General features: G+C 65.5%; 18 protein-coding genes. 11 read left to right on the forward strand and 7 right to left on the reverse strand.

Annotated elements, in window-relative coordinates:
• Positions 1 to 34 precede the first annotated feature (34 nt).
• On the reverse strand, positions 35 to 3,799 hold the full coding sequence (locus FIV42_RS01565) for a serine/threonine-protein kinase (protein ID WP_141195968.1): 3,765 nt from the start codon (positions 3,797 to 3,799) through the stop codon (positions 35 to 37).
• Positions 3,800 to 3,820: 21 nt separating this feature from the next.
• A complete protein-coding gene (locus FIV42_RS01570) occupies positions 3,821 to 4,243 on the reverse strand; it encodes a hypothetical protein (protein WP_141195969.1) in 423 nt (140 codons plus the stop codon).
• A gap of 278 nt (positions 4,244 to 4,521) precedes the next feature.
• On the opposite strand from FIV42_RS01570, the gene FIV42_RS01575 reads away from it, so the two are divergent.
• From FIV42_RS01575 to FIV42_RS01600, 6 genes are all read left to right on the forward strand, one after another.
• The gene (locus tag FIV42_RS01575) at positions 4,522 to 5,010 is read left to right on the forward strand and encodes an RNA polymerase sigma factor (RefSeq protein WP_141195970.1); all 489 of its coding nucleotides are present in this window, start codon (positions 4,522 to 4,524) and stop codon (positions 5,008 to 5,010) included.
• A gap of 7 nt (positions 5,011 to 5,017) precedes the next feature.
• Entirely contained in the window at positions 5,018 to 5,854 is an 837-nt protein-coding gene (locus FIV42_RS01580) for a hypothetical protein (protein ID WP_141195971.1), read from the forward strand.
• Entirely contained in the window at positions 5,854 to 7,941 is a 2,088-nt protein-coding gene (locus tag FIV42_RS01585; RefSeq protein ID WP_141195972.1) for a caspase family protein, read from the forward strand. The genes FIV42_RS01580 and FIV42_RS01585 overlap by 1 nt, the downstream gene beginning before the upstream one ends.
• Positions 7,942 to 8,162: 221 nt before the next feature.
• Positions 8,163 to 9,338, forward strand: coding sequence for an LA_2272 family surface repeat-containing protein (locus FIV42_RS01590; protein ID WP_141195973.1), 1,176 nt, complete (start codon positions 8,163 to 8,165; stop codon positions 9,336 to 9,338).
• A 101-nt stretch (positions 9,339 to 9,439) separates the two neighbouring features.
• Positions 9,440 to 12,916, forward strand: coding sequence for a DUF4215 domain-containing protein (locus tag FIV42_RS01595; RefSeq protein ID WP_141195974.1), 3,477 nt, complete (start codon positions 9,440 to 9,442; stop codon positions 12,914 to 12,916).
• 132 nt (positions 12,917 to 13,048) lie between these two features.
• Positions 13,049 to 14,722 carry a GAF domain-containing sensor histidine kinase gene (locus FIV42_RS01600; RefSeq protein WP_141195975.1) on the forward strand — a complete coding sequence of 558 codons (1,674 nt, stop codon included), beginning with the start codon at positions 13,049 to 13,051 and terminating at the stop codon, positions 14,720 to 14,722.
• Positions 14,723 to 14,778: 56 nt separating this feature from the next.
• Here the strand turns inward: FIV42_RS01600 and gpt are convergent, their stop codons facing one another.
• The gene (gene gpt, locus FIV42_RS01605; RefSeq protein WP_141195976.1) at positions 14,779 to 15,291 is read right to left on the reverse strand and encodes a xanthine phosphoribosyltransferase; all 513 of its coding nucleotides are present in this window, start codon (positions 15,289 to 15,291) and stop codon (positions 14,779 to 14,781) included.
• Positions 15,292 to 15,381: 90 nt separating this feature from the next.
• Here gpt and FIV42_RS01610 point away from each other — a divergent pair, with 90 nt between their 5' ends.
• Both FIV42_RS01610 and FIV42_RS01615 read left to right on the forward strand, forming a co-directional pair.
• Positions 15,382 to 16,161, forward strand: a complete 780-nt coding sequence (locus FIV42_RS01610) for a methyltransferase domain-containing protein (protein ID WP_141195977.1) — start codon at positions 15,382 to 15,384, stop codon at positions 16,159 to 16,161.
• Positions 16,162 to 16,233: 72 nt separating this feature from the next.
• A complete protein-coding gene (locus FIV42_RS01615) occupies positions 16,234 to 17,043 on the forward strand; it encodes an exodeoxyribonuclease III (protein WP_222615355.1) in 810 nt (269 codons plus the stop codon).
• Between the two features lie 24 nt (positions 17,044 to 17,067).
• On the opposite strand, the gene FIV42_RS01620 is transcribed toward FIV42_RS01615, so the two are convergent.
• Positions 17,068 to 18,537, reverse strand: coding sequence for a hypothetical protein (locus FIV42_RS01620; protein ID WP_141195978.1), 1,470 nt, complete (start codon positions 18,535 to 18,537; stop codon positions 17,068 to 17,070).
• 200 nt (positions 18,538 to 18,737) lie between these two features.
• Between FIV42_RS01620 and FIV42_RS01625 the strand changes: the two genes are divergently transcribed.
• Complete coding sequence (locus tag FIV42_RS01625; RefSeq protein WP_141195979.1) at positions 18,738 to 19,298, forward strand: DUF1360 domain-containing protein; 561 nt, start codon at positions 18,738 to 18,740, stop codon at positions 19,296 to 19,298.
• A gap of 13 nt (positions 19,299 to 19,311) precedes the next feature.
• On the opposite strand, the gene FIV42_RS01630 is transcribed toward FIV42_RS01625, so the two are convergent.
• Positions 19,312 to 19,566, reverse strand: coding sequence for a hypothetical protein (locus FIV42_RS01630; protein ID WP_141195980.1), 255 nt, complete (start codon positions 19,564 to 19,566; stop codon positions 19,312 to 19,314).
• A 76-nt stretch (positions 19,567 to 19,642) separates the two neighbouring features.
• Positions 19,643 to 20,662, reverse strand: coding sequence for an Acg family FMN-binding oxidoreductase (locus FIV42_RS01635; protein ID WP_168210321.1), 1,020 nt, complete (start codon positions 20,660 to 20,662; stop codon positions 19,643 to 19,645).
• A 152-nt stretch (positions 20,663 to 20,814) separates the two neighbouring features.
• Here FIV42_RS01635 and FIV42_RS01640 point away from each other — a divergent pair, with 152 nt between their 5' ends.
• Positions 20,815 to 21,204, forward strand: coding sequence for a group II truncated hemoglobin (locus FIV42_RS01640; protein WP_141195982.1), 390 nt, complete (start codon positions 20,815 to 20,817; stop codon positions 21,202 to 21,204).
• Here FIV42_RS01640 and FIV42_RS01645 read toward each other — a convergent pair.
• Positions 21,195 to 22,445 carry an MFS transporter gene (locus FIV42_RS01645; protein ID WP_168210322.1) on the reverse strand — a complete coding sequence of 417 codons (1,251 nt, stop codon included), beginning with the start codon at positions 22,443 to 22,445 and terminating at the stop codon, positions 21,195 to 21,197. The genes FIV42_RS01640 and FIV42_RS01645 overlap by 10 nt on opposite strands.
• 137 nt (positions 22,446 to 22,582) lie before the next feature.
• Here FIV42_RS01645 and FIV42_RS01650 point away from each other — a divergent pair, with 137 nt between their 5' ends.
• Positions 22,583 to 22,984, forward strand: coding sequence for a BlaI/MecI/CopY family transcriptional regulator (locus FIV42_RS01650; protein WP_222615356.1), 402 nt, complete (start codon positions 22,583 to 22,585; stop codon positions 22,982 to 22,984).

The following is a 22,984-nucleotide window of genomic DNA, read 5'->3' on the forward strand; positions in this document are numbered from 1 at the left end:
CTGCACGTCCCACCTGAAACACCCCTGCAATCCTCTACAACGATACGAGTTCTGCCCGGTGCAGGACGCGCGCGAAGCCCGGCATATACAATTGGGTGATCCGCGCCGGCCTGACGATGCCCTGGTCTTCCATCCAGGCCCGGCTCGCTTCGACGAGCTCGGCGCCGCGCGCTTCGTCGACGCCGGTGTGACACAACAGCTCGCCCAGCCGGGAGGTCATGGTGATCTCGCACAGCTTCATGTCAATCGCGGAGGCCGCCTCGATATGAATCTCGAGGGTGTCGATGCACTCGCGCGCCTCGCCGGCCACCGCGTGGGCGCAAGCTTCGAGCATGCCGGCCCACAGTTGGACCATCCGGCTGTCCTCGCGGCGAAGCTTGCGCACAAGCCGCCTCAGGCGGCGAACAGACGGTCCCTGGCTGCGTCCCTCGTCGGCGGCCGCGGCGACCAGCCGCCCCTCTTCCCAGAGGTGCGAGCCGAGCGTCGAGCGCGCGCCGCGCAGCATGGGGCTGCGGGTAAACTTGCGAATCTCTGCCTCGTGGGCGGCCAAGAACGCCTCTGCCCTCCCCTCGTAGATGGCGACCTTGCTACGAGCGGCAAAGTGGAACCAGTGCTGCAGGTGCACCGTGTCCGCTGAGGGCGTCCACGCCGCCGACTCGAGTTCGTGGCGGGCACGCCCCGGGTCGTCGACGAACAGAAAATACGACGGCGCCGAGGCGCCAAGCGTCGTCAGCACGAGGCGGTCGTTGCGCCGGCGCGCGTCTCGGGTGATCTCCTCGAAGTAGCGTGTGCCGCGGCGCACCTCGCCCAGGTGGCGAAACGAGAACATCAAGAAGAGCCGCGCCGAGTTGACGATATACTGGTCGCCCGCCGACTCCTCGACGAACCACCCAATCGCCTCCTCGAGCACGTCGACGGCCGCGCAGAATCGATCGGCAAAGAAGCAGATGATGCCCCACTGGACTGCCAGATAGTGGTCGACCCAGGGGTCGTCGAGCCCCTCAGCGAGGCGGCGCGCGCGAGTCAACAGCTCTTCGGCCTCCGTGATTGCACGCGTAGTCGATGCGCTCGACCGATAACTCGCCTCGGTGGCCAGCGCGCAGGCCAACTGACGGTCGTCGCCGTAGCGAAGCGCCAGGCGAAGCTCACGGTTCTGGAAGTCGAAGCCGCGCAGCGTATCGATCGGTGCCAGGCGCCGGGCGAGCGTCGAGAAGATCTCGAGGCGCCGCAGCATCGGCTCGGCGTCGGGTCCTTCGTGGCGACGGCGGCGCAGCCCGAAGAGCGAGAAACGAAGGCGGTTCAACCCGATGCGCGCCATCGTGGTGAGCGTGCTCCCCAGCGGAGCCACGCCCACGCTCTGGAGCACCTCGTCGACGAGCTTCAGCCCCCGGTCGACGTCACCGTTGGTGATGAACTCGGCGGCTGCCCGATGCCGAAGCTCGAGGCGACGGTCCGGCGGGACGTCGTCGAGCGCGTCGAGGTAGAGCTCGGCGGCCTCGATGCCGTGGCCGGCGTTGCTCAGGGCGTCGGCGAGCGCCAGGCGAAGGCGACGCGCGTCGGCGGGGGCGTGCTCGGCGATGTCGAGCGCGGTGCGATAGAGCTCGGCGGCGCGCTCGAAGGCCATCGCCTGCGAGGCCCTCTGCGCGGCTTGGGCCGCAAAGTCGGCGGCGCGGCGGGACTCGCCGGCCCCGTCCAGGTGGCGCACCATCAGGTGGGGCCGCTCGGCGGCCTGCCCCGTCGCCTCGAGGGCGTCGGCCAACCTTTTGTGCAGCGAGGGGCGCGCGCCCGGGTCGAGGTGCGCGGCGACCGCCTCGCGGATGCGGTCGTGATAGGCCTCGACGAGCGACTGGCCGGCGCGGTTTTCGAGGCGCAGCAGCATCTCGAGCTGGGCGTGACGGGCAGCTTCGAGGCCGTCGGCAAAGCCTACGCCCAGCGCATGCGCCAAGACGTCGATTTCGAGCGGCACACCAGCCAGGGAGACGAGCTCGATAAGCCCGCGCACGGCACCAGGGACCGTGTGCACGCGCTCGAGGAGCATTTTTTCGAGGGCGATCTCGCCGCTGACTTCGTCGCGGCCGCCGTGTTGGACGAGTTGGTGGACGAAGAGCGGGTGGCCCTGGGTCTCGCGCACGAGTTTGTCGATCTCCGAGCCCTCGCCCACGCCTAGCGAGCTGGCGAATTCGGCGACCTCGTCGTCGCTCAAGTTCTCGAGGCGAAGCTCGAGCAGGTGGTCGGCGAAGCCGTACTTGTCGAGCGTGCGGCTGGGACGCCGCGTCATCAAGAGCAACATCGGCGGCGCGTCGGGCGGCGACATCAATTCGCCGAGCAGCGCCAAGCTGTCGGCGTCGGCCCACTGCAAGTCGTCGATGACGACCATCAGCCGGCGCTGGCGGGCGACGCGTGCGAGCAGCCCCTTGAGCGCCGCAAAGCCGCGGCGGCGAAGCTCGCGCGGGTTGCGAATGCGATGCGCCGACTCGAGGAGCGCGCGCACCTCGTGGACCTGTTCGAGCACCGGGAAGAGCCGCGCCAAGGCGGCCACGTCATCGGTGAGCAAGTCATCAACCCCGTCGACGCGCTGCAAAAAGTGGCTGAGATCGTCGACGACGCGATCGACGCCCTTGTAGGGCACCATCTCGCGCTCGTAGCAGCGACCGTACAGGAGCAACAGGTCGTCGTTGGATGCCTCGCGCAGGTCGACGAAGCGACGGACGAGCGCGCTCTTGCCCACCCCGGCCTCGCCGACGACCATCACATTGGCCGCAGTCCCCTCGCAGACACCCTGCCAGGCCCGCTCGAGCACGCCCAACTCGGACTCGCGCCCCACGAAGAGCGCCGAGCGCCGTGGCGGTCCGGCGGCGCTTGTCGCGGGCGCATCTGCGCCCAGAAGGATGCCCAAGATCTCGTCAGCCGACGGCCGCGCCTCGGGTTGAGGCGACAGCAGGCGGTCGCACAAACGGCTCAACTCCGGGGTCTGCGACGACGCCTCCACGGCGGACTCGAAGACTCCTCGATGCTTGGCCTGGATGACCTGGAGCAGATGGCCGGTGAACGGTAACTCGCCGCACAACACCTCGTAGAGCATCACGCCCACGGCATACAGATCGGAGGCCGGCCCCAGCTCCTTCTCGAGCGCCTGCTCCGGAGACATGTACGGAACGGTGCCGCTGAACCCACCCTGCTCGGCGGGTCGGAAGCGCAGCCCATCGAGCTCGGCGATCAAGCCGAAGTCGAGCACCACCACCCGCCCCTCGGCGGTGACGAGCACGTTCGACGGCTTGACGTCGCGGTGAACCCGCCCAGCCTTGTGGAGCGCGTCGAGGCCGCGCACGAGTTGAGCGAGCACGTCGCGGAGCCGCGCTTCATCGAGGGAACCGTCGGCGGGCCCATGCCAGCGACTCTCCACGTTGATCGGCGAGCCGGTGTCGAAGACGGCCGCGTCGGAGTCGAGCGTGGTGAGGAGTTGACCGGTGTCCAACAAGTCGATGCTGTCGCGGCTGCCGCGCACATAACGTCGAAAGTCCGCCCCCTCGACGAGATCCATGGTGAAGAACCACAACTCCCCCTCGCTGTGTAGCTCGCGCAGGTGGATCAGATTGGGGTGCTGGATATGCTCGAGCGCCCGAAACTCCTGCTTGAACTGGTAGAGCTTGCGCCCGCTGAGGTGATGCAGCGTCTTGAGGGCGACGCGCGCGCCGCCGCGACGGTCGATGGCCTCGAAGACCATCCCCATGCCGCCCTCGCCGATCTTGCGCACGACTTCGAAGCGCCCCCCGACCAACTGCTGTCCGACCTGGATCACGACGCTCTCTGTTCGGTTCTCTCAGTTCAAATTACAACCGCGCTCTTGGGCTTCCTGGGCGACAACCTGGTAAGCGGTCGAGGTGCCGGCCTGGGCGAGCGTGGAGGTGGCCGCGGCAACGCCCGCGACGTCTTTGACGTCGTCGTCATCCGAGAGCAGGCCGACGACAAGACTTACAACGCCGACGCCGACCGAGGCGAGGTAGACTTTCTCGTATTTCTCCAGGGTCTCGCGGTACTCGCGACACTCCGCGGCGGTCGCCGGCAAGAGGGGGCCGTAGCCCACCCCGGTGGCCATCGGGCTGTAGTCCGCGGTCTCCGAGTAGTTCACCACGCGCTCGACGGGAATCATCTCGGGCTCGGTAGTCGCGCAGCCGAACGGCCCGACGGCAGTCGCGATCACGACACCTATCCCCAAAATGATGCGCCAGGTTCGTGATCTCATGACAAACCTCCGGAAGACTCGCTCCAACAGTGGACTCCGAACCACTCCATTCAAGCGGACACGCCCGCGCGCATCAAGAGCCGAGCCGAGATCGGCTAAACCAATGAGCAAACGAACGAAACGCACAAGATTGTCACGTGCGTTGCTGCGCAACTTAACGTATTTAATCCCTCCCTTGGAAGCGCTCCCACACTTCCTTCGAAGAAAAAGTAACACCTTTGCCGGCCTCCGGTGTTTGACCTTGTGAGAGCCGCGAAGAGAGCCAAGAAGTACTCCCGATGGCGATTGACACGAAAGACTATTACGAACGCTACGGTCCGATGGTCCTGCGTCGTTGCCGCGCGCTGTTGCGCAACGAGGACGATGCGCTCGATGCGATGCAAGAGACGTTCGTCAAGGTGCTCGAGAACGAAGAGCGCCTGTCGGACGACGCTCCGTCGAGCCTGTTGTACCGCATGGCGACGAACGTGTGTCTGAATCGCATCCGCGCGGCGTCGCGGCGCCCGGAGGTGGCCGCCAACGAGCTGGTCTACGAGATCGCTCAACTGGGCGACGCCGGCGGGCGCACCGAGGCGCGGAACTTCCTGCACCGGATCTTCCGGCGCGAGAAGGCATCGACGCGCCAAATCGCCGCGCTCTATTGGCTCGAAGACCGCACCTATCAAGAGGTCGCCGACGAGGTCGGCATGTCGGTCTCCGGGGTGCGAAAGCGCCTGCGGCAGTTGAGGCAATCGCTGGAGCGTCAGGGACTGGAGCTACGAGGGTAGATCGACGATGAGTGACGACGACCACAAAGAGGCCGGAGCAGGCCCCGACCTGCTGCTCGAGCGCGTGGCGCTGGGCGAGGCGACCGACGAGGAGCGACGCGCGTTGCAGGCCAAGCTGGCCGAGCGCGGCGAAGACCTCGACGAGCGTCTGGCCGCGCTGCGCTCCTCCGATGAGGAGATCTTGGCGGAGTATCCCGCCGAGATGATGGCTGCGCGTATCGACGCGCGCCTCGACGAGCGACGCAAGGCCAAGGAGCGCGAGGCGCGACGGCCTAGCCGCGGCGGCTGGTATGCGGGCCTGGGCGTGTTGGCGACCGCGGCGGTGGCGGCGTTCTTCGTGCTGAATCTGCCAGGAGAGCAGAACACGGGACCGGTCGTCGCAGGCGACCAGTACACGGACCGAAACGGTGAGACGGTGCGCCTCAAAGGCGCCGAGCCCAAGCTCATCGTGTGGCGCAAGTCGGGCGAGGAGCCCGAGCGCCTGAGAGCCGGCGCGACCGCCGGCGAAGGCGACGTGCTCCAGCTCGAGTACAACGCCGCCGGCGCCGCCCACGGCGTCATCGCCTCCATCGACGGCCGCGGCGTGGTCACCCTGCACTACCCGGCGGCTGCAGACGGCAGCACGAAGCTCGACGACGGGGTCGTCGCCCTCGGCCACAGCTACGAGCTCGACGACGCGCCCGACTTCGAGCGGTTCTTCTTCGTCACCTCGAACGAGCCCGTCGACGTCGCCCGGGTGACCGGGGCGCTCGACGCACTCGTCGCCTCCGGAAAAGCACGCGCGGGGCTGCCCGAACTGCCCGAAGGCACCCAGCACACTGATTTCGCCGTGGAGAAGCAATAATGTCGCGGTCTACTTGCCTGACTATGAACCTCTTCGTCCGACTTGCCCTCGTGTGTGGCGGCCTCGTGTGTGGAGCCGCTCCGGCCCTCGCCGCCGGGGATGAACCCACCCAGCGCTACGTACTGCTGGTCGCAGCCAACGACGGCGGCAAGGAGCGCGTCAAATTGCGCTACGCGGCCACCGACGCCCAGGCGCTCGGCGAGGTGCTCGTGCAGATGGGCGGCGTGCCCGAAGGTAACACCGAGCTTGTCGCCGAGCCGTCGCCGAGCGAGCTCACCGACGCGATCGCCAAGCTCGAAAAGAAGATCGCCGCCCAAAACGCCAAGGGACGGCGCACCGAGCTGCTCTTCTACTACTCGGGCCACTCCGACGAACGCGGCCTACTGCTGGGTGAGAACCGCTACGGCTACCGCAGCTTGCGCCGCAAGCTCGACAAGATCCCGGCCGACGTGCGCCTGATCATCTTGGACTCGTGCTCCTCGGGAGCGCTCACGCGCACCAAAGGCGGCAAGCGCGCGCCCGCTTTCCTGACCGACCAGGCGAGTGAGGTCAAAGGCCACGCCATTTTGACGTCGAGCTCTCAAGACGAGGCCGCCCAGGAGTCCGACGCCATCGGCGCGTCGTTCTTCACCCACTTCTTGGTCTCGGGGCTTCGCGGCGCGGCCGACGCCAGCGGCGACCGGCGCGTCACCCTCAACGAGGCGTACCGCTACGCCTTCGACGAGACCCTGGCGCGCACCCAGAACACCCGCGGCGGCGCCCAGCACGCGGCCTACGACATCCAGATGACCGGCCACGGCGACCTCGTGCTCACCGAGCTTCAGAAGACCAACGCCACGCTCGTCATCGACGAGAAGCTCACCGGGCGCGTGTGGGTGCGCACTCGGGACAACCGATTGGTCGCCGAGGTTACCAAGCACGCCGGGCGTGCGCTCGAGTTGGGGTTGGCCAGCGGCGCCTACAAGGTGCAACTGGCCGCCCACGGCAAAGCCTACGCGGCCGACGTGAGCCTGACGAAGGGCAAAAAGGCGACCGTCGGCGCCGACGCCTTCGAGATGATCGGCACCGAGGAGACGGTGCTTCGCGGCGACGTCTCACCGGCGCGCCCCGAGCCCATCTTCTTCGGCATCGACTTCGCTCCCGGCGTGGGCACCTCGTCCGTCGCCCCCGATCGACCGCGCAAGATCTCGTTCAATATCGTCGGCGGCATGAGCGGCGGCACCGAGTGGTTCGAGCTCGCCCCGGCGCTCAACATCGACAACGGCCCGGTCAGCGGCGTACAGATCGCCGGCGCGTTGAACTTGGACACCGACGAAGTCAACGGCGTGCAAGTCGCCGGTGGTCTGAACTTGAACCGCGGCACGACCCGCGGCGTGCAGTTCGCCGGCGGCGTCAACGTCGTGCCCGACTTCGCCGGCGTGCAATTCGCCGGGGGACTCAACCTGGCGACGGGCGACGTGGCCGGCGTGCAAGTCGCCCCGGCGAATTTCGCCCGCAAGCTCGACGGGCTGCAACTCGGCGTGCTCAACATCTCCGAGGGCCACGTCGACGGGCTGCAACTCGGCGTCATCAACATCGCGCCGACCGCCGACGCCGGCGTAGGCCTACTGGGGATCTACTGGGACGGCTTCGTCCAGCCCGAAGCGGTGGGCAACTCCGAGGGCATCATGTTCACGGGCATCCGCCACGGCGGCGGGCCGTTCTACAACGTCTACTACGTCGGCACCCGCGCGCTGGTCGACGGCGGCGGGCCGCTCGCCTACGCGCTCGGCTTCGGCTGGCACACTCAACTCGGCGAGCGCTTCGAGTTCGCGACCGACCTGACGTTTGGCAACGTGCTCGGCGAAGGGGGCGATTGGAGGGCTCAAGGGAGCCTCGCGAGCCTCCGGCCCACGTTGTCGTACGCGGTTTTCGATGGGGTGACGGTCTTCGGCGGCCCGACGGCCAATCTGATGCTGTCCACCGGCGACGCGGACCGCGACCCGACGACTTGGGCGCCCACGGTCGCTTGGGAGCTCACCGACAGCGATGCGGCCAATCGAGTGGCGCTGTGGCCCGGGTTTACGGCGGGGTTGCGGTTCTTCTGAGGGTTGGCCATGGCGGTGGCCTTGCAGACCAGCAACACCTGCTACTTGGGGCGCCCTGAACTGCGGGCGTTAGGGGGTTGCTTTTTTCAGACAACCATCATTTCCAAATAAAAGTGACGCCTATCTGGGGCTGCGGTGTTTCACCTTTCGAACGGGCGGCGATATGTCGCCCACACAAATATCCAGGTAAACCGAGTCTCATATATACCCCGGAGTACGTAATGAAACGTCTTTTGATTTGCACCATCCTCGCCCTCCTCACCTTCAACGTATCGAGCGCATTCGCCGAAGAGTCTGCCGAAGAAGTTGCCGAAGAATCTGCCGAACAAGAGGAGAAAACGACCACCGAAGAAGAGCCCATCGCCATCGGCTTCGACCTGCTCCCCTACGTGGGCACCTCGAGCGCCGCGCCCGACCGACGACGCAACGTGTCGTTGAACCTGGGCGGCGGCTTGAGCGGGGGTATCAACTCGTTCGAAATCGCCGCGGGCTTCAATATCGCCACCGGTGAGGTGCGCGGAGCGCAGCTCGCCGGCGGGTTCAACATCGACGGCGCCGACGTGCGCGCCGCGCAGTTTGCCGGCGGCTTCAACGTCGTCGGAGGAAGTGTCGATGGGGTACAGGCCGGCGGCGGCTTCAACGTCACCGGCGGCGACATCAACGGCGTGCAGGCCGCAGGCGGCTTCAACGTCACCGGCGGGGACGTCGACGGCGTGCAGGCCGGCGGCGGCTTCAACGTCACCGGCGGCACGATCGACGGCGCCCAGCTCGCCGGCGGGTTCAACTTGGCCGGGGAAGGCGTCGACGGCGTGCAGATTGCGCCCATCAACATCGCCGGCGGCCATGTCGCCGGCGCCCAGATCGGCGTCATCAATATCGCCAAGTCGGCCGACGCCGGTGTGGGCATCATCGGCATCTACACCGACGGCTATGTGCAAGCCGAAGCGCTCGGCTCGGACGACGGGCTGATGATGGGCGGGATCCGCCACGGCAGCGGCTCGTTCTACAACGTCTATTACGTGGGCACCCGCCCCTTCGCAGATGAAGGCTTGCCGCTGGCGATGGGTCTGGGCTTTGGCTGGCGCGCCGAGATTGGCAGCCGCGCCGAGTTCTCCATCGACCTGATGGGAGCTTCGGTCACCGGCGGCGGCGAAGACTTCGACTGGGACGACAACTACAGCCTCATCAAGCTTCGCCCGATGGTCTCGGTCGACCTGGTCGACGGCCTCGCCCTGTTCGGCGGCCCCACCGCCACGGTGCTCCTCGACGGTGACACCCAGAATACCAGCGTCGACGACCTGGCGCTCCTCGGCGGCTGGGAACTCGCCGACGGCGAGGGCGACGAGCCGTACGTGGGCATCTGGCCCGGGTTTACCGTGGGCGCGCGGTTCTTCTGAGGAGCCTTGGCGCCTGGCGGCGTGGGTCGCGGGTTGCTTTGGCCAGGCGAATCGGCCATCCTTCCGATGTCTTTTACAAACAGAGATATCGGAGCAGAGCGATGGACGACCGTGTCGTAAATAGAGGAAAATTGTGGGCGGGAGTCGCCGCCGTGGCTGGCCTGACGCTGGTCTCGGCGAGCGCCTCGGCCCAGACGACCATCCCCGGCGGCAACCTGGGCAACCAGACCTGGACCCAGTCGAATAGCCCCTACATCATCCAAGGCGACGCGACCGTGCAGGCGGGCGCGACCTTGACGATCGAAGCCGGCGTCGAGGTGCGCTTCTCGACCTCCGACAACCTCGGCTCGGGGCGCGACACCAGCCGCCCGGAGTTGACCGTCGCCGGCAGCATCGACGTCAACGGCACGGCCAACTCGCCGGTGGTGTTCCGCTCGAACGTGGGGAGCAACGCCGGCAGCTGGTACGGCATTATCCTGACGTCGACGACGACCTCTGCGAGCTTCGACCACGCACGTGTCGAGCACGGCGTCGACGGGCTGACCACCGACGCTCCCGGCACGACGTTTACCGCCAACCACCTCATCTTGCAGAACAACTCCTCCGACGGCCTGGTCATCGACGCGGGTACCCCGTCGCTGAACGACGTCGCCACGTTGAACAACGGGGCCAAGGGCGTCACCATCGCCTCCTCTGCTGCGGCGACTCTGACCCGCCTTCGCTCTAGAGGTAACTCGAATGGCATCAGCATCACCCAGACGTCGGCGACGCCCCAAGACACCGTCCTCGACTACGCGACCGTCTGGAGCAACAGCGGCGACGGGGTCTACCTGGGCGGCTCGGGCAGCTACAGCCGGTCGGTCAAGGTGCGCAATAGCATCGTGGTCGAAAACGGCTTGGACGGCATCGAGAAGTATTATTACTCGGACTCGTCGGTCGACATCACCTACAGCAACGTGTGGGGGAACGGCGACGATTACGACGACACCTCTCCGGGCACCGGCAGCTTTGGGTGCAACCCGCTCTTCGTCTCGCCGACCGACGCCACGCTGACCGAGCGAAGCCCGGCGCGCAAAAGCAGCGATGTGGGGACCGACCTGGGAGCGCTGGCCTACGCGGGAGCTCCCACTCCGGGACTCTACGGCACGTTGTGGGAGGACACGGTGTTGGACGCGGCAGGCAGCCCGTACACCATCGACGGTGACCTGGCCGTCGGAGAAGGCTACACGCTTACCATCGAGAGCGGCGCCGAGCTTCGCTTCAACGCGGGCGACACGATGCAGTGTGGCCGCGACAGCAGCCTCGGCGAGCTCAAAGTCGACGGAACTCTGGTCGTCCAGGGCACGCTGTCGACGCCGGCGGTGCTGCGCGGCGCGAGCACCTCGTCGGGCGCCTGGTGGGGTATCGACGTGCGAGAAGGCGGCACGGCCAATATCAGCGGCGCCGATATCGCCAACGCGGTCAACGGCGTGAGCCACAACTCCTCGACCACGCTCCAACTGTCGTATACCGACATCCACGACGGCTCCGGAGCAGGCATCGACCTCTCGCGGGGAAGTGCCATGCTCGATGGGGTCAAGAGCTACCGCAACTCCAAAGGCCTGCAGGTCGATTCGGCAGCTTGGTTCGAAGCGACCAACATGGTGTTGGCCCAGAACCAAAACGGCGTGCAAGTTACGCAGACCAGCAGCACGCCACAATCGTCGACCATCCACAGCTCGACGATCGACGGCAACTCGGGTGACGGCGTCTACCTGGGCGGCAGCGGCTCCTATTCGCGAAGCCTGAAGATCATCAACTCGAATGTTACGAATAACGGGTTGGACGGCATCGAGAAGTACTATTACTCGGACTCGTCAGTCGACATCACCTACAGCAACGTGTGGAGTAACGGCGACGACTACGACGACACATCGGCCGGCACCGGCTGCATCAGCGCCAACCCGTTTTATACCGACACGGCCAACCTCGACTACAGCTTGATGATGGGCAGCGTGTGCATCGACGCCGGTGACGGCGCCACCGCCCCCGACCACGACGCCCTGGGCAACGCTCGCCCGGCCGACGGCGACGGCGTCAACGGAGCCGCCTATGATATCGGCGCCTACGAGTACGGCGCGGCCAGCCAGTGTGGCGACGGCAACACGGGCCCCGGTGAGGTGTGCGACGACGGCGCCAACAACGGATCGTACGGCTATTGCCTGAGCGATTGCTCGGGGCTGGGCGCGCGCTGCGGCGACGGCACGGTGCAGTCGAGCCACGAAACCTGCGACGACGGCGCCGACAACGGCTCGTATGGCTTCTGCAACAACACATGTGACGGCCAGGCCGCCTACTGCGGCGACGGCACCGTCAACGGCAACGAGACCTGTGACGACGGCTCGAATAACGGCTCGTACGGCTACTGCCTGGGCGACTGCTCCGACATGGGCCCGTATTGCGGCGACGACACGATCAACGGCAACGAGACCTGCGACGACGGCTCGAATAACGGCAGCCCCGGCTACTGCAATGCCAACTGCACCGGCCAAGTCGCCTCGTGTGGTGACGGCCAGGTCCAATCGGGCGAGGCGTGCGACGACGGCGCCAACAACGGCCAATACGGCTACTGCGCCGCCGACTGCTCGGGCCCCGGGCCGAGCTGCGGCGACGGCACCGTCAACGGCAACGAGGCTTGCGACGACGGTAACCTGAGCAACACCGACGACTGCCTGAACACCTGCGAGGCGCCCACCTGCGGTGACGGCTACGTGCACGCCGAGGTCGAAGAGTGCGACGACGCCAACAACGACAATACCGACGCGTGTGTCGAGGGCTGCGTGGCCGCGGTATGCGGCGACAGCTACGTGCACCAGGGAGTGGAGGGATGCGATGACGGTAACGACGACAATACCGACGGCTGCACCGATGGATGCACCCTGGTCAGCTGCGGCGACGGCCAAGTCCAACCCGGCGAAGAGTGCGACGACGGCAACTCGAGCAACCTGGACAACTGCCTGAACACCTGCGTGCGCTCGAGCTGTGGCGACGGCCACCAGCAGCCCGGCGAGGCGTGTGATGACGGCAACGACGCCGACAACGACGCGTGTCTGTCGACCTGCCGTAACGCCGCCTGCGGCGACGGCATCGTCCACGACGGCGTCGAGGAGTGCGACGACGGCAACGGCTCGAACACCGACAGTTGCCTGGTCACCTGTGAAGCCGCTACGTGCGGCGACGGCTACCTAGAGGCCGACGTCGAGGAGTGCGATGACGGCAACACGGACAACGGCGACGGGTGCAGCAGCGCATGTGTCGTGGAAGCCGGCGACGACGTGGGCACCGGCGGCGACGCCGGCACCGGAGCCGACGCGGGCACCGGCGGCGACGCAGGCATCGACAGCGACGCCGGCGGCGCCGATGCAGGCACCGGCGGCGACGTCGGCGACGGCACCGGCAACGTCGACCAAAACGCAGGCGCGGCCGACGAAGGTTGCGGTTGCTCGTCGACCTCTGACTCTCCCGCTCCCGGCAACGCGGTCTACCTCGGCCTGGTCGTCCTCGGGCTGGCCGGCGCGCGGCTTCGCCGCCGCCGTTGAGCCAGCTCCTCGAGAGCCGACCCAACCTTGGTCTCTAAGCGAGCGTGCCGACAATTCAACGGTTGACTCCCGCGGGGAACCCTCCCCGCGGGAGCGACCAGAATTGCTCACTGACCGGCGCCCTGCTCGCTTATGGACACCACTGCACTCGTTCCAGCCTATACACCCCCGCAGCCGGCCAACGAGAAGGCGCGGCTGCAGGCCCTCGAGCGCTACAAGATCCTCGACACCGCCCCTGAGGAAGCGTTCGACAATATCGTGGAGGTCACCACGATCATGTTCGATGCGCCCATCGGACTCATCACTTTCCTCGACGAGAGCCGTCAATGGTTCAAGGCCAGGCGCGGCATCAATCTGACGAGCAGCGAGCGGCGTATTGCGTTCTGCGCCTCCACCATCTTGGAGTCGAACGGCTTCATCGTGCCCGACACCCTCGACGACCCGCGGTTTCGGTACAATCCGTTCGTCTCAGGGGCGCCGTTCTTGCGGTTCTACGGCGGAGTGCCGCTGGTGTCGGCCGACGGATATGCCGTCGGGTCATTGGGGGTCGGAGACGTACGGCCACGCCACAATTTTGGCACCGAGCAACTCGACCGCCTCACCAAGCTCGCGAAGCTGGTCATGGATCAGGTCGAATTGCGCCTGCTGCAAGCACGTCTGCGCTCTGAGAAGCAGAAGCTACAATTCGCCATGACCAATGCGGGCATGGGCCATTGGATGTGGGATACAAGCTCCGACGACTTCGAGTTACCCAACACGATCGCGTCGCTGCTCACCCGCCACGACCACCCCGTGAGTATCGGGCTGCACGAGGCCCCGGAGGACTTCCTCGAGTTGGTCCATGGCCACGACCGCGCTCGTATCCGTCGGCTGTTCATCGAGCTGAGACACGAGCGTGTGCCGATTTCGGCGACCTTTCGCATCGTGCTGCACGACGAGGTCTATTGGGTGGAGGTCAGCGCCGACTACTCACCTGACGACCCGCAATTGATCATCGGCACCGCCCGCGACGTCACAGATACCGAGAGGCTCAGAAACCAGGCGCTTCGCGCCGACCGATTGCACGCTCTGAGCCGGCTGGGCGCCGGGGTGGCCCACGAGATCAACAATCCGCTGTCGGTCATCTCGACCAATCTGTATCTGCTGGCCACCTGGTACAAGCGAAACCGCGAATGGGTGACCGAAAAAGACCGCGAGTACGTCGACAAGCTCATCAGCATGGCCCAGCGCGGCGCCGAGCGCGTCGAGCACGTGGTCGACGCGATGCTGGAGTTGAGCCGCCCCGAAGAGACGGGTGAAGAGCGCACCGACCCGCGCGCAGTGCTCGAGTCGGTCGTACACCTGGTCCAGTCCGAGGTCCCCCCGGACTGCGCGCTGCACGCCGACCTGGAGCAAACGCCCACCGTACGCGGTCGGGCGAGCACGCTCACGCAGGTTTTCGTCAGCTTGTTGGTCAACGCCATCGACGCGGTCGAGTCGAGCCCGCCGCGCCCCGGGGGGCACTCCATTTCCGTCAAGAGCCGCACTCAGGGTCTGGATCGAGTGCTCATCGAAATCAGCGACACGGGCCCGGGACTGGGCGCCGAGCAGAGCGCCCAGATCTTCAACCCGTTCTTCACCACCAAGTCGCCCGGCAAGGGAACCGGGCTGGGGCTGGCGATTGCCCACAGCATCGTCGACTCGCTGGGCGGCGAGATCACCATCGAGACGTGCAACGGCTACGGGACCTCGGCGCGCGTCTCTCTACCGGTGGACCGACGTCCGCTGGCGGCGAAACCCACCGAGAACCGCCCATTTCTGCGCTGATTCGCGCGTGGGACGCTCCGTTCCAGATGGACGGCGTCTCCCGAACCTGCCACGGCTCAATCGCTCTCGTCTTGCGAACCTTTGCGGGCCTTGTCCGCGAGCGGCACCGCAAAGTGCAGCTCGGTGTCCCAGGGGAAGCGAATCCAGGTATCTTGTGAAACCTCCCGCACGCAGGTGTCGACCAGCGGTCGACCTTTGGGTTTGGCGTATACGGTGGCGAAGGTCGCCTTCGGCAGGCACTCGCGCACGGTGCGAGCGGTCTTGCCCGTATCGACCAGGTCGTCGATGAGGAGCATCCCCTCCCCGTCGCCTTCGGGCGCCTTGAGCACCTTGGCCTGCTCCGTCTGTTGCTGGCCCTGCTCGCCGTGGTAGCTCACCACGCAGATCGTATCGACCAGACGAATGCCGAGTTCGCGGGCGACGATGGACGCCGGGATGAGCCCGCCGCGCGTCACCGCCACGATGCCCTTGTAGGCGTCGCGGTCGAGCAACTCCTCACAGAGCCGACGCGCGTCTCGGTGAAACTCCTCCCAAGAGATATACAGGTCTTTGTGGTACTGCGGGCTCACTGACTCCTCCGGTCGCAAAGTGATCGCCCGGGCGGGCGGCGGTTACTCTTCAAATAGTGCGCGAGTTCGCAGGAGACAAGCGAGGTTCACGTGAAGGCCAAAGAGACTCGAGGAAAGACTGCGCAGGGGCGGCTTCGTCTGCTCGACGACTACCTGGCGCGCTACGAGCGCGACCTTCTCGCGAAGCCTGACGATGCAGTCTTCGTCGACGTCGGGTTTGGCGAGTATCCGTGGACGACGCTCGAGGCTGCCAGGGCGTTTCGCGAGCTCAACCCCGAGCTTGCCGTCGTCGGGGTCGAAAACGACGCGCGCCGCGTCGAGAACGCCCGAGAATATGCCGACGCCGATACGCGGTTTGTTCTAGCGGGCTTCGAGCTCGCCGACACCATCGAACGCCCTGCCCGCCTGGTGCGCGCGATGAACGTGCTTCGTCAATACCCGTTCGACGAGGTCGACGACGCGCGCAGGCGCTGGTCGCAGGTGCTTTGCGGCGGAGGTCTGCTCGTCGAGGGAACCTCCGACAAGCACGGCCATATCCTGACCGCCTGGCTCTTCCGCCGACGCGGCGAGGAGGCCGAGCGCGAGGCGCTCGTCTTCGCCACCGACTTCGAGCGCGGGTTCGCGCCGATGATGTTCCGCGACTGGCTGCCTCGCGATATCCGTCGAAAGGCGCAACCCGGCACCGCGATCCGCGACTTTTTGGACACTTGGACCGAGGTATTCGACGAGGTGCGCGCCGAGGGAATCCGCCAGCCCGTGCAGGCGTTCGAGGCGAGCGTCGAGCGCCTCGCTTCGTGTCGCGAAGACGCCGTGGCCGATGCCTGGATGGCATCTCACGGCCACCTTGTCTGGCGCCCCCACCTGGCTTAGCGCCCCCTTGACGCCGAAGTCCAAAACGACCAACCTCGCGCCGCTCACATTCCCCGCACCCGCTGTACCGAAATGACGAAGTCGAACGACCTGCTGAATATCTACTCGTGGAACGTCAACGGCCTTCGCGCCTGCACCCGCAAGGGATTTGTCGACTGGCTGCACGGCTCCGACGCCCACATCGTGGGGGTCCAGGAGATCCGCGCGCTCGAAGAGCAACTCCCCAAGAAGGTGCGTGAGCCCGAGAACTGGCACACCCACTTCTTTCCGGCGGCCTCCAAGAAGGGCTATAGCGGCGTGGGGCTCTTCTCGACGGTCGAGCCCGATCAGGTGCTCACCTCGGTCGACGAGGAGCGCTTCGATCGTGAAGGCCGCGTCCAGATCGCCCAGTACGGCAAACTGAAGGTCCTCAACGTCTACTTCCCCAACGGAAGCGGCAAGAATCGCGACCTGAGCCGCATCCCCTACAAGCTCGACTTCTACAACCACCTGCTCGACATGCTCCAGCCGGCGGTCGACCGCGGCGAGCGCATCATCGTGATGGGAGATTTCAACACCGCCCACAAAGAGATCGACCTGGCGCGGCCCAAGGACAACACCGAGACGAGCGGATTCCGGCCCGAGGAGCGCGAGGCGTTCGAAGATTGGCTCGACGCCGGCTGGACCGACACGTTCCGTCATTTCTGTGACGAGCCCGAGCGCTACACCTGGTGGACCTACCGGGGCAACTGCCGCGAGCGAAACGTCGGCTGGCGCATCGACTATGCGCTCGCCTCGCCGGCTGCGATGGAGTTCGTCGTCGACGCCGACATCCACCACGACGTGATGGGCTCGGACCACTGTCCGCTGAGCGTCACGCTTCGACGCGACGTGCTCGGTTGAGCGAGTTCCACAGACTGACGCCCGTTATTGGACCAACAGGTATGCGATCGCATCCCGGCTCGGATCGTACACCGCCACGTGCGGGGTACGCGTCGCGTCGAGCGCGATGCGCGGGTAGAACGCGCGGTCGACGCCGGGAAGCTGGTGGTGCTCCCACTGCGCGCCGTTCCAGCGTGCGTAGTACAACGGGTTGTCGGTCTGGGTGGCACCCTGTGCCATGTAGACGACGTGAGGGTCGCCGAGGGAGTCGACCGCCACATCCGGCGAGTAGCCGTGGGCGGGATCGGCGACGATGAGATCGTCTCGCCAGGTTTGGGCCTCGCGTCGAAGCAGGCGCAGCCCGTCGTTGGTCTCCTTGTGGTAGGCCACGACCGGCTGGTTGGCTGCGTCCACGGCCATCCCGTGCACCTGAGAGACGCCCTGCCCCACGGTTTCGTACGCCCAAGTTCCCGCGTTGCGCTCGGCCAAGACCACTGTCTTGTCGAGACCAATATGGAACGAGGCGACGGGTCGACCGTCGCTGGTCGCGTCGAGGTTGACCCACACGGGCGGATTCTGCGCGGGAAGCGTTAGGTACTCGTCGCTGCGCTGCCCCTGCGCGTTGTGGGTGGCGTAGAGCACCTCGGCGCCGTAATCGATCAACGCGACCATGTGGATGGTCCCCTGATCGTCCGCCACAATGTCGACATAGCCCACCGATCCCGGACTCGCCAACAGGCTGTGCGACTGCCATCCCGACTGATCTCGCCAAAAATGAGTCAGCATCTGGTAGCGCCCCACGATGATATGAGGTGTGTCGTCAGGCGCGTAGGCCATCCGGATATTCGTCGACAAGCTGTTGGAGACCGATCCCACTTCTTGGCTCAACCACTGCCCGTTGATCGACTGTGCGAATTCGATCTTGTCGGTGTCTCCGTCCACAAACGCGATCGCCGGCGCGCCGGTGGAGTCGACCGCGATGTCGAAGCGGTTGTGGCTGTACGAGACGCTCGAGAAGCTGTCTTGCTGGGTGACGCTGTTGCAGCATGCGGGCACGCACACAGGTTCCCGGTCGTGGCACCGCCCGCCATTGGCACAATCATTGTCGGAGAGGCAGCCGACACACTGTCCGGTGCTCGGGTCGCAGACCCCGTCGGCGCAGTCGACGCTGGCGCAAGGGTCCGTAGAACCGCTATCGGCGTCTGATGCGCCGCTATCTTGCTGTCCGGAGTCCGAACCCGAGGGGCCTGAATCCGCCCCCGTGTCGAGCAGGGCGGCGTCCAAACGCGTGTCAGTGGCCGTGTCGGTCGTGTCGAGGCTGACGTCTACGCCGCCGTCGGAAGCGTCGGAAGCCCCGCTCCAAGTGTCGCGGCCGGTCTGCTCGTCGTCATCCCGCGCATCCTCCTCAGTCTGGGCAGCATTCTGCGGACCGATATCACCCGAGGCACACGCGCTCGCGCCAAGCGTCCATACCATCGAGACAACGAATAAGACGACAATCCGGAGTGACTTCACGGGACGCTCCTCATCGAAGGCGCGGAAACAGCTGATTGGTGTGGCAATGTCTTGGAGGAAATGTACCAAGCCGCCACCTCCCCGGCAAACTGCAGAAGACCTGCGCGCCCCCCGAGTCGGTGTTTAGCTTTGCATTGACGCACTCGATCCGCGGAAATCTCCGCCACACAAAGCTCCATCGACAGCCTGTGGAACCGTCTATGACCACTCGAGCGCACGAGTCCGGAACCCTCGACAACCGAAACCAAGCCAATCGCGAGCAGAAGAGAAACCCGGAGTGGACAGGGGAACTCGGACGAGAGCCCCTGCCGCTAAAGGGCTACGCCGCCCTGCTCTCCATCTACGGCACCGGAGTCACCAGCATCTTTAGCTGGGCGGTGCGCAACGAGCGCACGCTCGACAAGGTCTCCTATGCAGACCTCGTCGTTTTGGCGATGGGAAGTCAGAAGCTCGCGCGAATGGCGAGCAAGGATCGTGTGGGTACGCTCATTCGTCAGCCCTTTACCGAATACGACGGCACCGACGGCGCGCTGCCCGGCGAGGCGAGCGAGAGCGCACGCCGCGACCGAGGCCCGCTAGTCCAGGCAATCGGCGAGCTGCTGTGCTGCCCGTACTGCACCACAACGTGGGCGGCGACGGCGGTCTTCGGCACCTACTTGGCCAACCGCAAGCTCGGGCGCACGCTGGCGATGTTTCTGTCGACGGTCGGCATGGCCGACGTGGTGCAACGGCTCTACCACGACGTGCTCAGCCACAGGTAGCCACTGAAATCGTCTACAGCGAGCCGTCTTCACCGTCGGCGCATTCACCGCGCTCGGCCAACTTCTCCTTGGCCTTGCGCGACTTCCACATGCCGACGCCGACCATCGCCGGCGCGACGAAAAAGCACAGCGGACACGTCGCGCCGATGAGCGCCAGCGAGCCAGCGCCGAAGACACCGACGCCGATGCCCATCTTGATATTGCGCTTGCCTTCGGCGAGCTGATCTTCGTACGAATCCCAATTAACCTTCAGCGTGCTCTCACTCATCGCAAAAACTCCTTCTTTTCGTTGTTTCTCGAAGTAAACGGACGAGTAGAAGAAGTCATTCCCGCACCTCGAACAATCATTGGTTGCTGGCGATCAACACCTCGGAGACGGGACGCCGCGGCGAGCGCTTCTCTTCACGCTCGGCGTGGCCAAGTCGGAAGGCTACCTGCGGCACCTGGTCCGTAAACTCGAGCGACGAGATGAGCTCCTCTTTGAGCTCGGGAAGCTGCAAGACTTGGTTCATCGGCTGCATCGCCAGACCGAGCGCCGCGGCTTCGAGCCAGATACGCTCGAATACTTGCCCGCAGCGAATCTGCGCGCGCCGGTCATGGTCGTTCGAACAGATGAACGCAAAGATGGGCGCACTCTCGAAAGCACGCGCGTCGGTCTTGGCCGTGCCCTTACCCATGTCGAGATATGTCACCGCGAACTTGCTGATCTTGGCCATCAGCCATGAGTTGCCGAACGCCCCTTCCCCGATCCAGTGACCCAGCTCTCGGCGCCACTCGGGGTCGGCGAATTGGAGCGCATCGGCGCGCAGCGTCAGCTCTTCGATGCGCTGACGCTTGGCTTCGTCGGCGAAGAGGCGCAGCTCGACGTCATCCTCGGCCACACAGGCGGCGAGCGCGACGACCTCCTCGTCAGTGACCGGTGTGCGATCGTAGGGTTGGTGGTTGGTCTGGCGAACCTTGATGGCCTCGAAGTGTTCGGCCGACCGAACGTCGGAAGACTCGCCGGATGCCGAAAACTCGACGACCGCAGCAAGTGTCTCGTCGGACGACTCGGGCATGTACCGGGTGGTATGCCCCAAACCGAAGTGCTCGGCGGCGACCAACAAGTTTTCCAGGGCGCAGCCCAAGCTGACGTACAGCTCACGTTTGTCGGCGTCGGCCACCTTCAGCCATCGGCTGGTGTCGGCGAAAAGACGCACTCGATTCCCCTCGACGGCGAATTTCCACGGCTCGGAGTTGTGGCTCGACGGAGCGAGCGCGGCATAACCGAGCAGAAACCGAAGTTTGTCTTCCAAGGGTCGATCGACGGGAAACGCTTCGGCGTCGATCTCCCAAGGGCTCGAAGTGGGTTCGTACGGTGTCATGGCAGTTCTCCTCGAAAAAGTTATCTTCGAGGGGCAAAGTACGCGCATGACGTCGAGCGACAATCCATTCGGGCGCTTTGCTTTGACGAGATCTTTCGAGTGTGATTTTTTGGCGCTGTCAGCACGAGACTTCAGCAAGGACCGATGTACCGATGACTCCCGAAGAACCGACCCCCTACGACCTCATCGGCGGCGAAGAAGGCGTGCGGCGCCTGGTCGACCGCTTTTACGACTTGATGGACGAGCTCGACGAAGTCACCGCGCTGCGCGACATGCACGCCAAGAGCCTGAAGGTCTCGCGCGAGAAGCTGTTCATGTTCATGTCCGGCTGGCTCGGTGGCCCGGCGCTGTACGTCGAAAAGTACGGCCATCCCATGCTGCGCGGGCGGCATATGCCGTTCGCCATCGACCAAGAGGCGCGCGACCAATGGATGCTGTGCATGAGCCGCGCGCTCGAGGAGACGGTCGAGGACGAAGACCTGCGCCGTTATATCGACGTGTCGATCGGCCGTGTCGCCGACCATATGCGCAATCAGTTCTGAGTGCGTTTGCCGTTCAGCTCGACCAGCGGCAGCAAGCCCGCGAGCACCAGCCAGCCTGCCCCGCCGACGACCACCGCGACCACCAGGAGCTCCGAGAGCACCGGCCAGTGATCGACGCCGGCGTCACCGGCGACCAGGGACAAGCCGGCCAAAAGGCCGGTAAAGCCGAGTCGTCCGGCCAAACTCTGGATAGACAGGTAGGTGGCGCGCTCCTCCTGGGGGATGCGCGGCGTCACCGCCGCGTTGAGCGGCGCCTTGTACAGACCGCTGGGCACCCCGCGAAGCAGGATCAAAACGACCACCGCAGCGTGCAGCACCAGGGCCATCGAGCCGATGATGGCCAGCTGAATCACGGCCGCCAACAGGAGCGTGCGCCCCGTGCCGAGACGCTTGTCGATGCGCGCGCTCCGACGCGCAAACCATGCACCGATGAGCGTGGCCACCGCCATATGCGCGCCGGCCGCCAGCGCAGTGTGCTCGCCCAGTCCCACTTGCGTGCCGAGCACGTCCAGATAGGGCTGATAGAACTCGTAGGGCACATGGTTGATGACGACCGCGAGCACGGCAAAGCCGAAGAGCCAGGCGAGCTGCGGCTGTTTGAGGTGGGCCAGGCAGTGGGCGATCTGGTGGACGAAGTCGCTGGCTTCTGCCTCTCTGTGCTCGGGCTCTGCAAAGGAGAAGACAAGCCCCAGGGCCACGACGGCCGTCAGCGCGCTCGCGCCGTAGGCGTAGCTCAAGTCGACGGAGGCGACCGCCCCGCCCAAGAGCGCAGCCGCGCCCGTCGCCACGAGCGAGTTGCGGGCCACGATCGCCTCGCGCTCCTCGTACTCGACGGCGCGACCGAGCGTGGCCAGCGAATCGTAGTGAAACGACGTGTCCGTGCCGCTGTTGAAGGCGATACCGGCGGCCAAGAGCACCTGGGCGAGCGCAAACGCCGCAAATCCCGCCCCGAAAAAGAAGAGCAGATACGCCGCGATCAGCAAAACCGAGGAAGTCAGAAGCGTGGTGCGCCGGCCCACTCGGTCGGAGAAATAGCCAGACGGCACCTCCAAGAGCACCACCGCGGCATAGTAAACCCCCTCGAGTTGCAGGACACGCGACAGCGGCAGGTGGGCGCCGAAGTACAAGAAGAAGACCGGCATCCAGAAGAACGCGTTGAAGAACGCGGCGTACCACGGGTAGAGGCGGATATTCCGCTCCATCCGTGTGATCGCGCCTTGGGTCGCGTGGTCGTCGGTCATCGAAACCCCGGATTCGTCGTCGCCTCGAGGGCACATGGAACCAGCCCGTTCGAAGTACCACGAGCCAAAACCGATTGACAATCGGTTCTTGGCTCCATACCGTCTCAATCCCGCTTGGACGCACTTGTGGAGCTACAATGAACGCCGACATATCCAACCTGGGTGAACTCGAAATGGCCGTGCTCGAGTACGTGTGGGAGCACAAAGAGAGCGACGTCAAGACGGCGCATCGCGCCATCGGCGAAGCTCGCGGCATCACCCACAATACCGTGCAGTCGACGTTCAAGAGGCTGTGGGAGAAAGGCCTGTTGCGCCGCCACAAAGATGGACACGCCTACATCTATGCCCCGCGCGTGAACCGGCGTGAGTTGACCGAGATGATGGTCGGTGACCTCGTCGACCAGGTCGCGGGCGCCGAGATGAACGTGGCGCTCGAGGCGTTCGTCAACCTGGCCGACCGCGCCGGAGAGGAGACCCTCGAGGCACTCGAGGCGCTCGTCGCCGCGCGCCGTCAGGCTCAAAACGAGCGAGACGAGTAA

It is taken from the genome of Persicimonas caeni, from assembly GCF_006517175.1.
Classification (GTDB): Bacteria; Myxococcota_A; Bradymonadia; order Bradymonadales; family Bradymonadaceae; genus Persicimonas; species Persicimonas caeni.

Bases quoted from the DNA above. Each gene is read 5' to 3' on its own strand.
- FIV42_RS01640 (WP_141195982.1), top strand. From the start codon at position 20,815: ATGACTCCCGAAGAACCGACCCCCTACGACCTCATCGGCGGCGAAGAA.
- FIV42_RS01590 (WP_141195973.1), top strand. From the start codon at position 8,163: ATGAAACGTCTTTTGATTTGCACCATCCTCGCCCTCCTCACCTTCAAC.
- FIV42_RS01635 (WP_168210321.1), bottom strand. From the start codon at position 20,662: ATGACACCGTACGAACCCACTTCGAGCCCTTGGGAGATCGACGCCGAA.
- FIV42_RS01575 (WP_141195970.1), top strand. From the start codon at position 4,522: ATGGCGATTGACACGAAAGACTATTACGAACGCTACGGTCCGATGGTC.
- FIV42_RS01625 (WP_141195979.1), top strand. From the start codon at position 18,738: ATGACCACTCGAGCGCACGAGTCCGGAACCCTCGACAACCGAAACCAA.
- FIV42_RS01600 (WP_141195975.1), top strand. From the start codon at position 13,049: ATGGACACCACTGCACTCGTTCCAGCCTATACACCCCCGCAGCCGGCC.
- FIV42_RS01645 (WP_168210322.1), bottom strand. From the start codon at position 22,445: ATGACCGACGACCACGCGACCCAAGGCGCGATCACACGGATGGAGCGG.
- FIV42_RS01580 (WP_141195971.1), top strand. From the start codon at position 5,018: ATGAGTGACGACGACCACAAAGAGGCCGGAGCAGGCCCCGACCTGCTG.
- FIV42_RS01650 (WP_222615356.1), top strand. From the start codon at position 22,583: ATGAACGCCGACATATCCAACCTGGGTGAACTCGAAATGGCCGTGCTC.
- FIV42_RS01595 (WP_141195974.1), top strand. From the start codon at position 9,440: ATGGACGACCGTGTCGTAAATAGAGGAAAATTGTGGGCGGGAGTCGCC.
- FIV42_RS01630 (WP_141195980.1), bottom strand. From the start codon at position 19,566: ATGAGTGAGAGCACGCTGAAGGTTAATTGGGATTCGTACGAAGATCAG.
- FIV42_RS01585 (WP_141195972.1), top strand. From the start codon at position 5,854: ATGTCGCGGTCTACTTGCCTGACTATGAACCTCTTCGTCCGACTTGCC.
- FIV42_RS01615 (WP_222615355.1), top strand. From the start codon at position 16,234: ATGACGAAGTCGAACGACCTGCTGAATATCTACTCGTGGAACGTCAAC.
- FIV42_RS01570 (WP_141195969.1), bottom strand. From the start codon at position 4,243: ATGAGATCACGAACCTGGCGCATCATTTTGGGGATAGGTGTCGTGATC.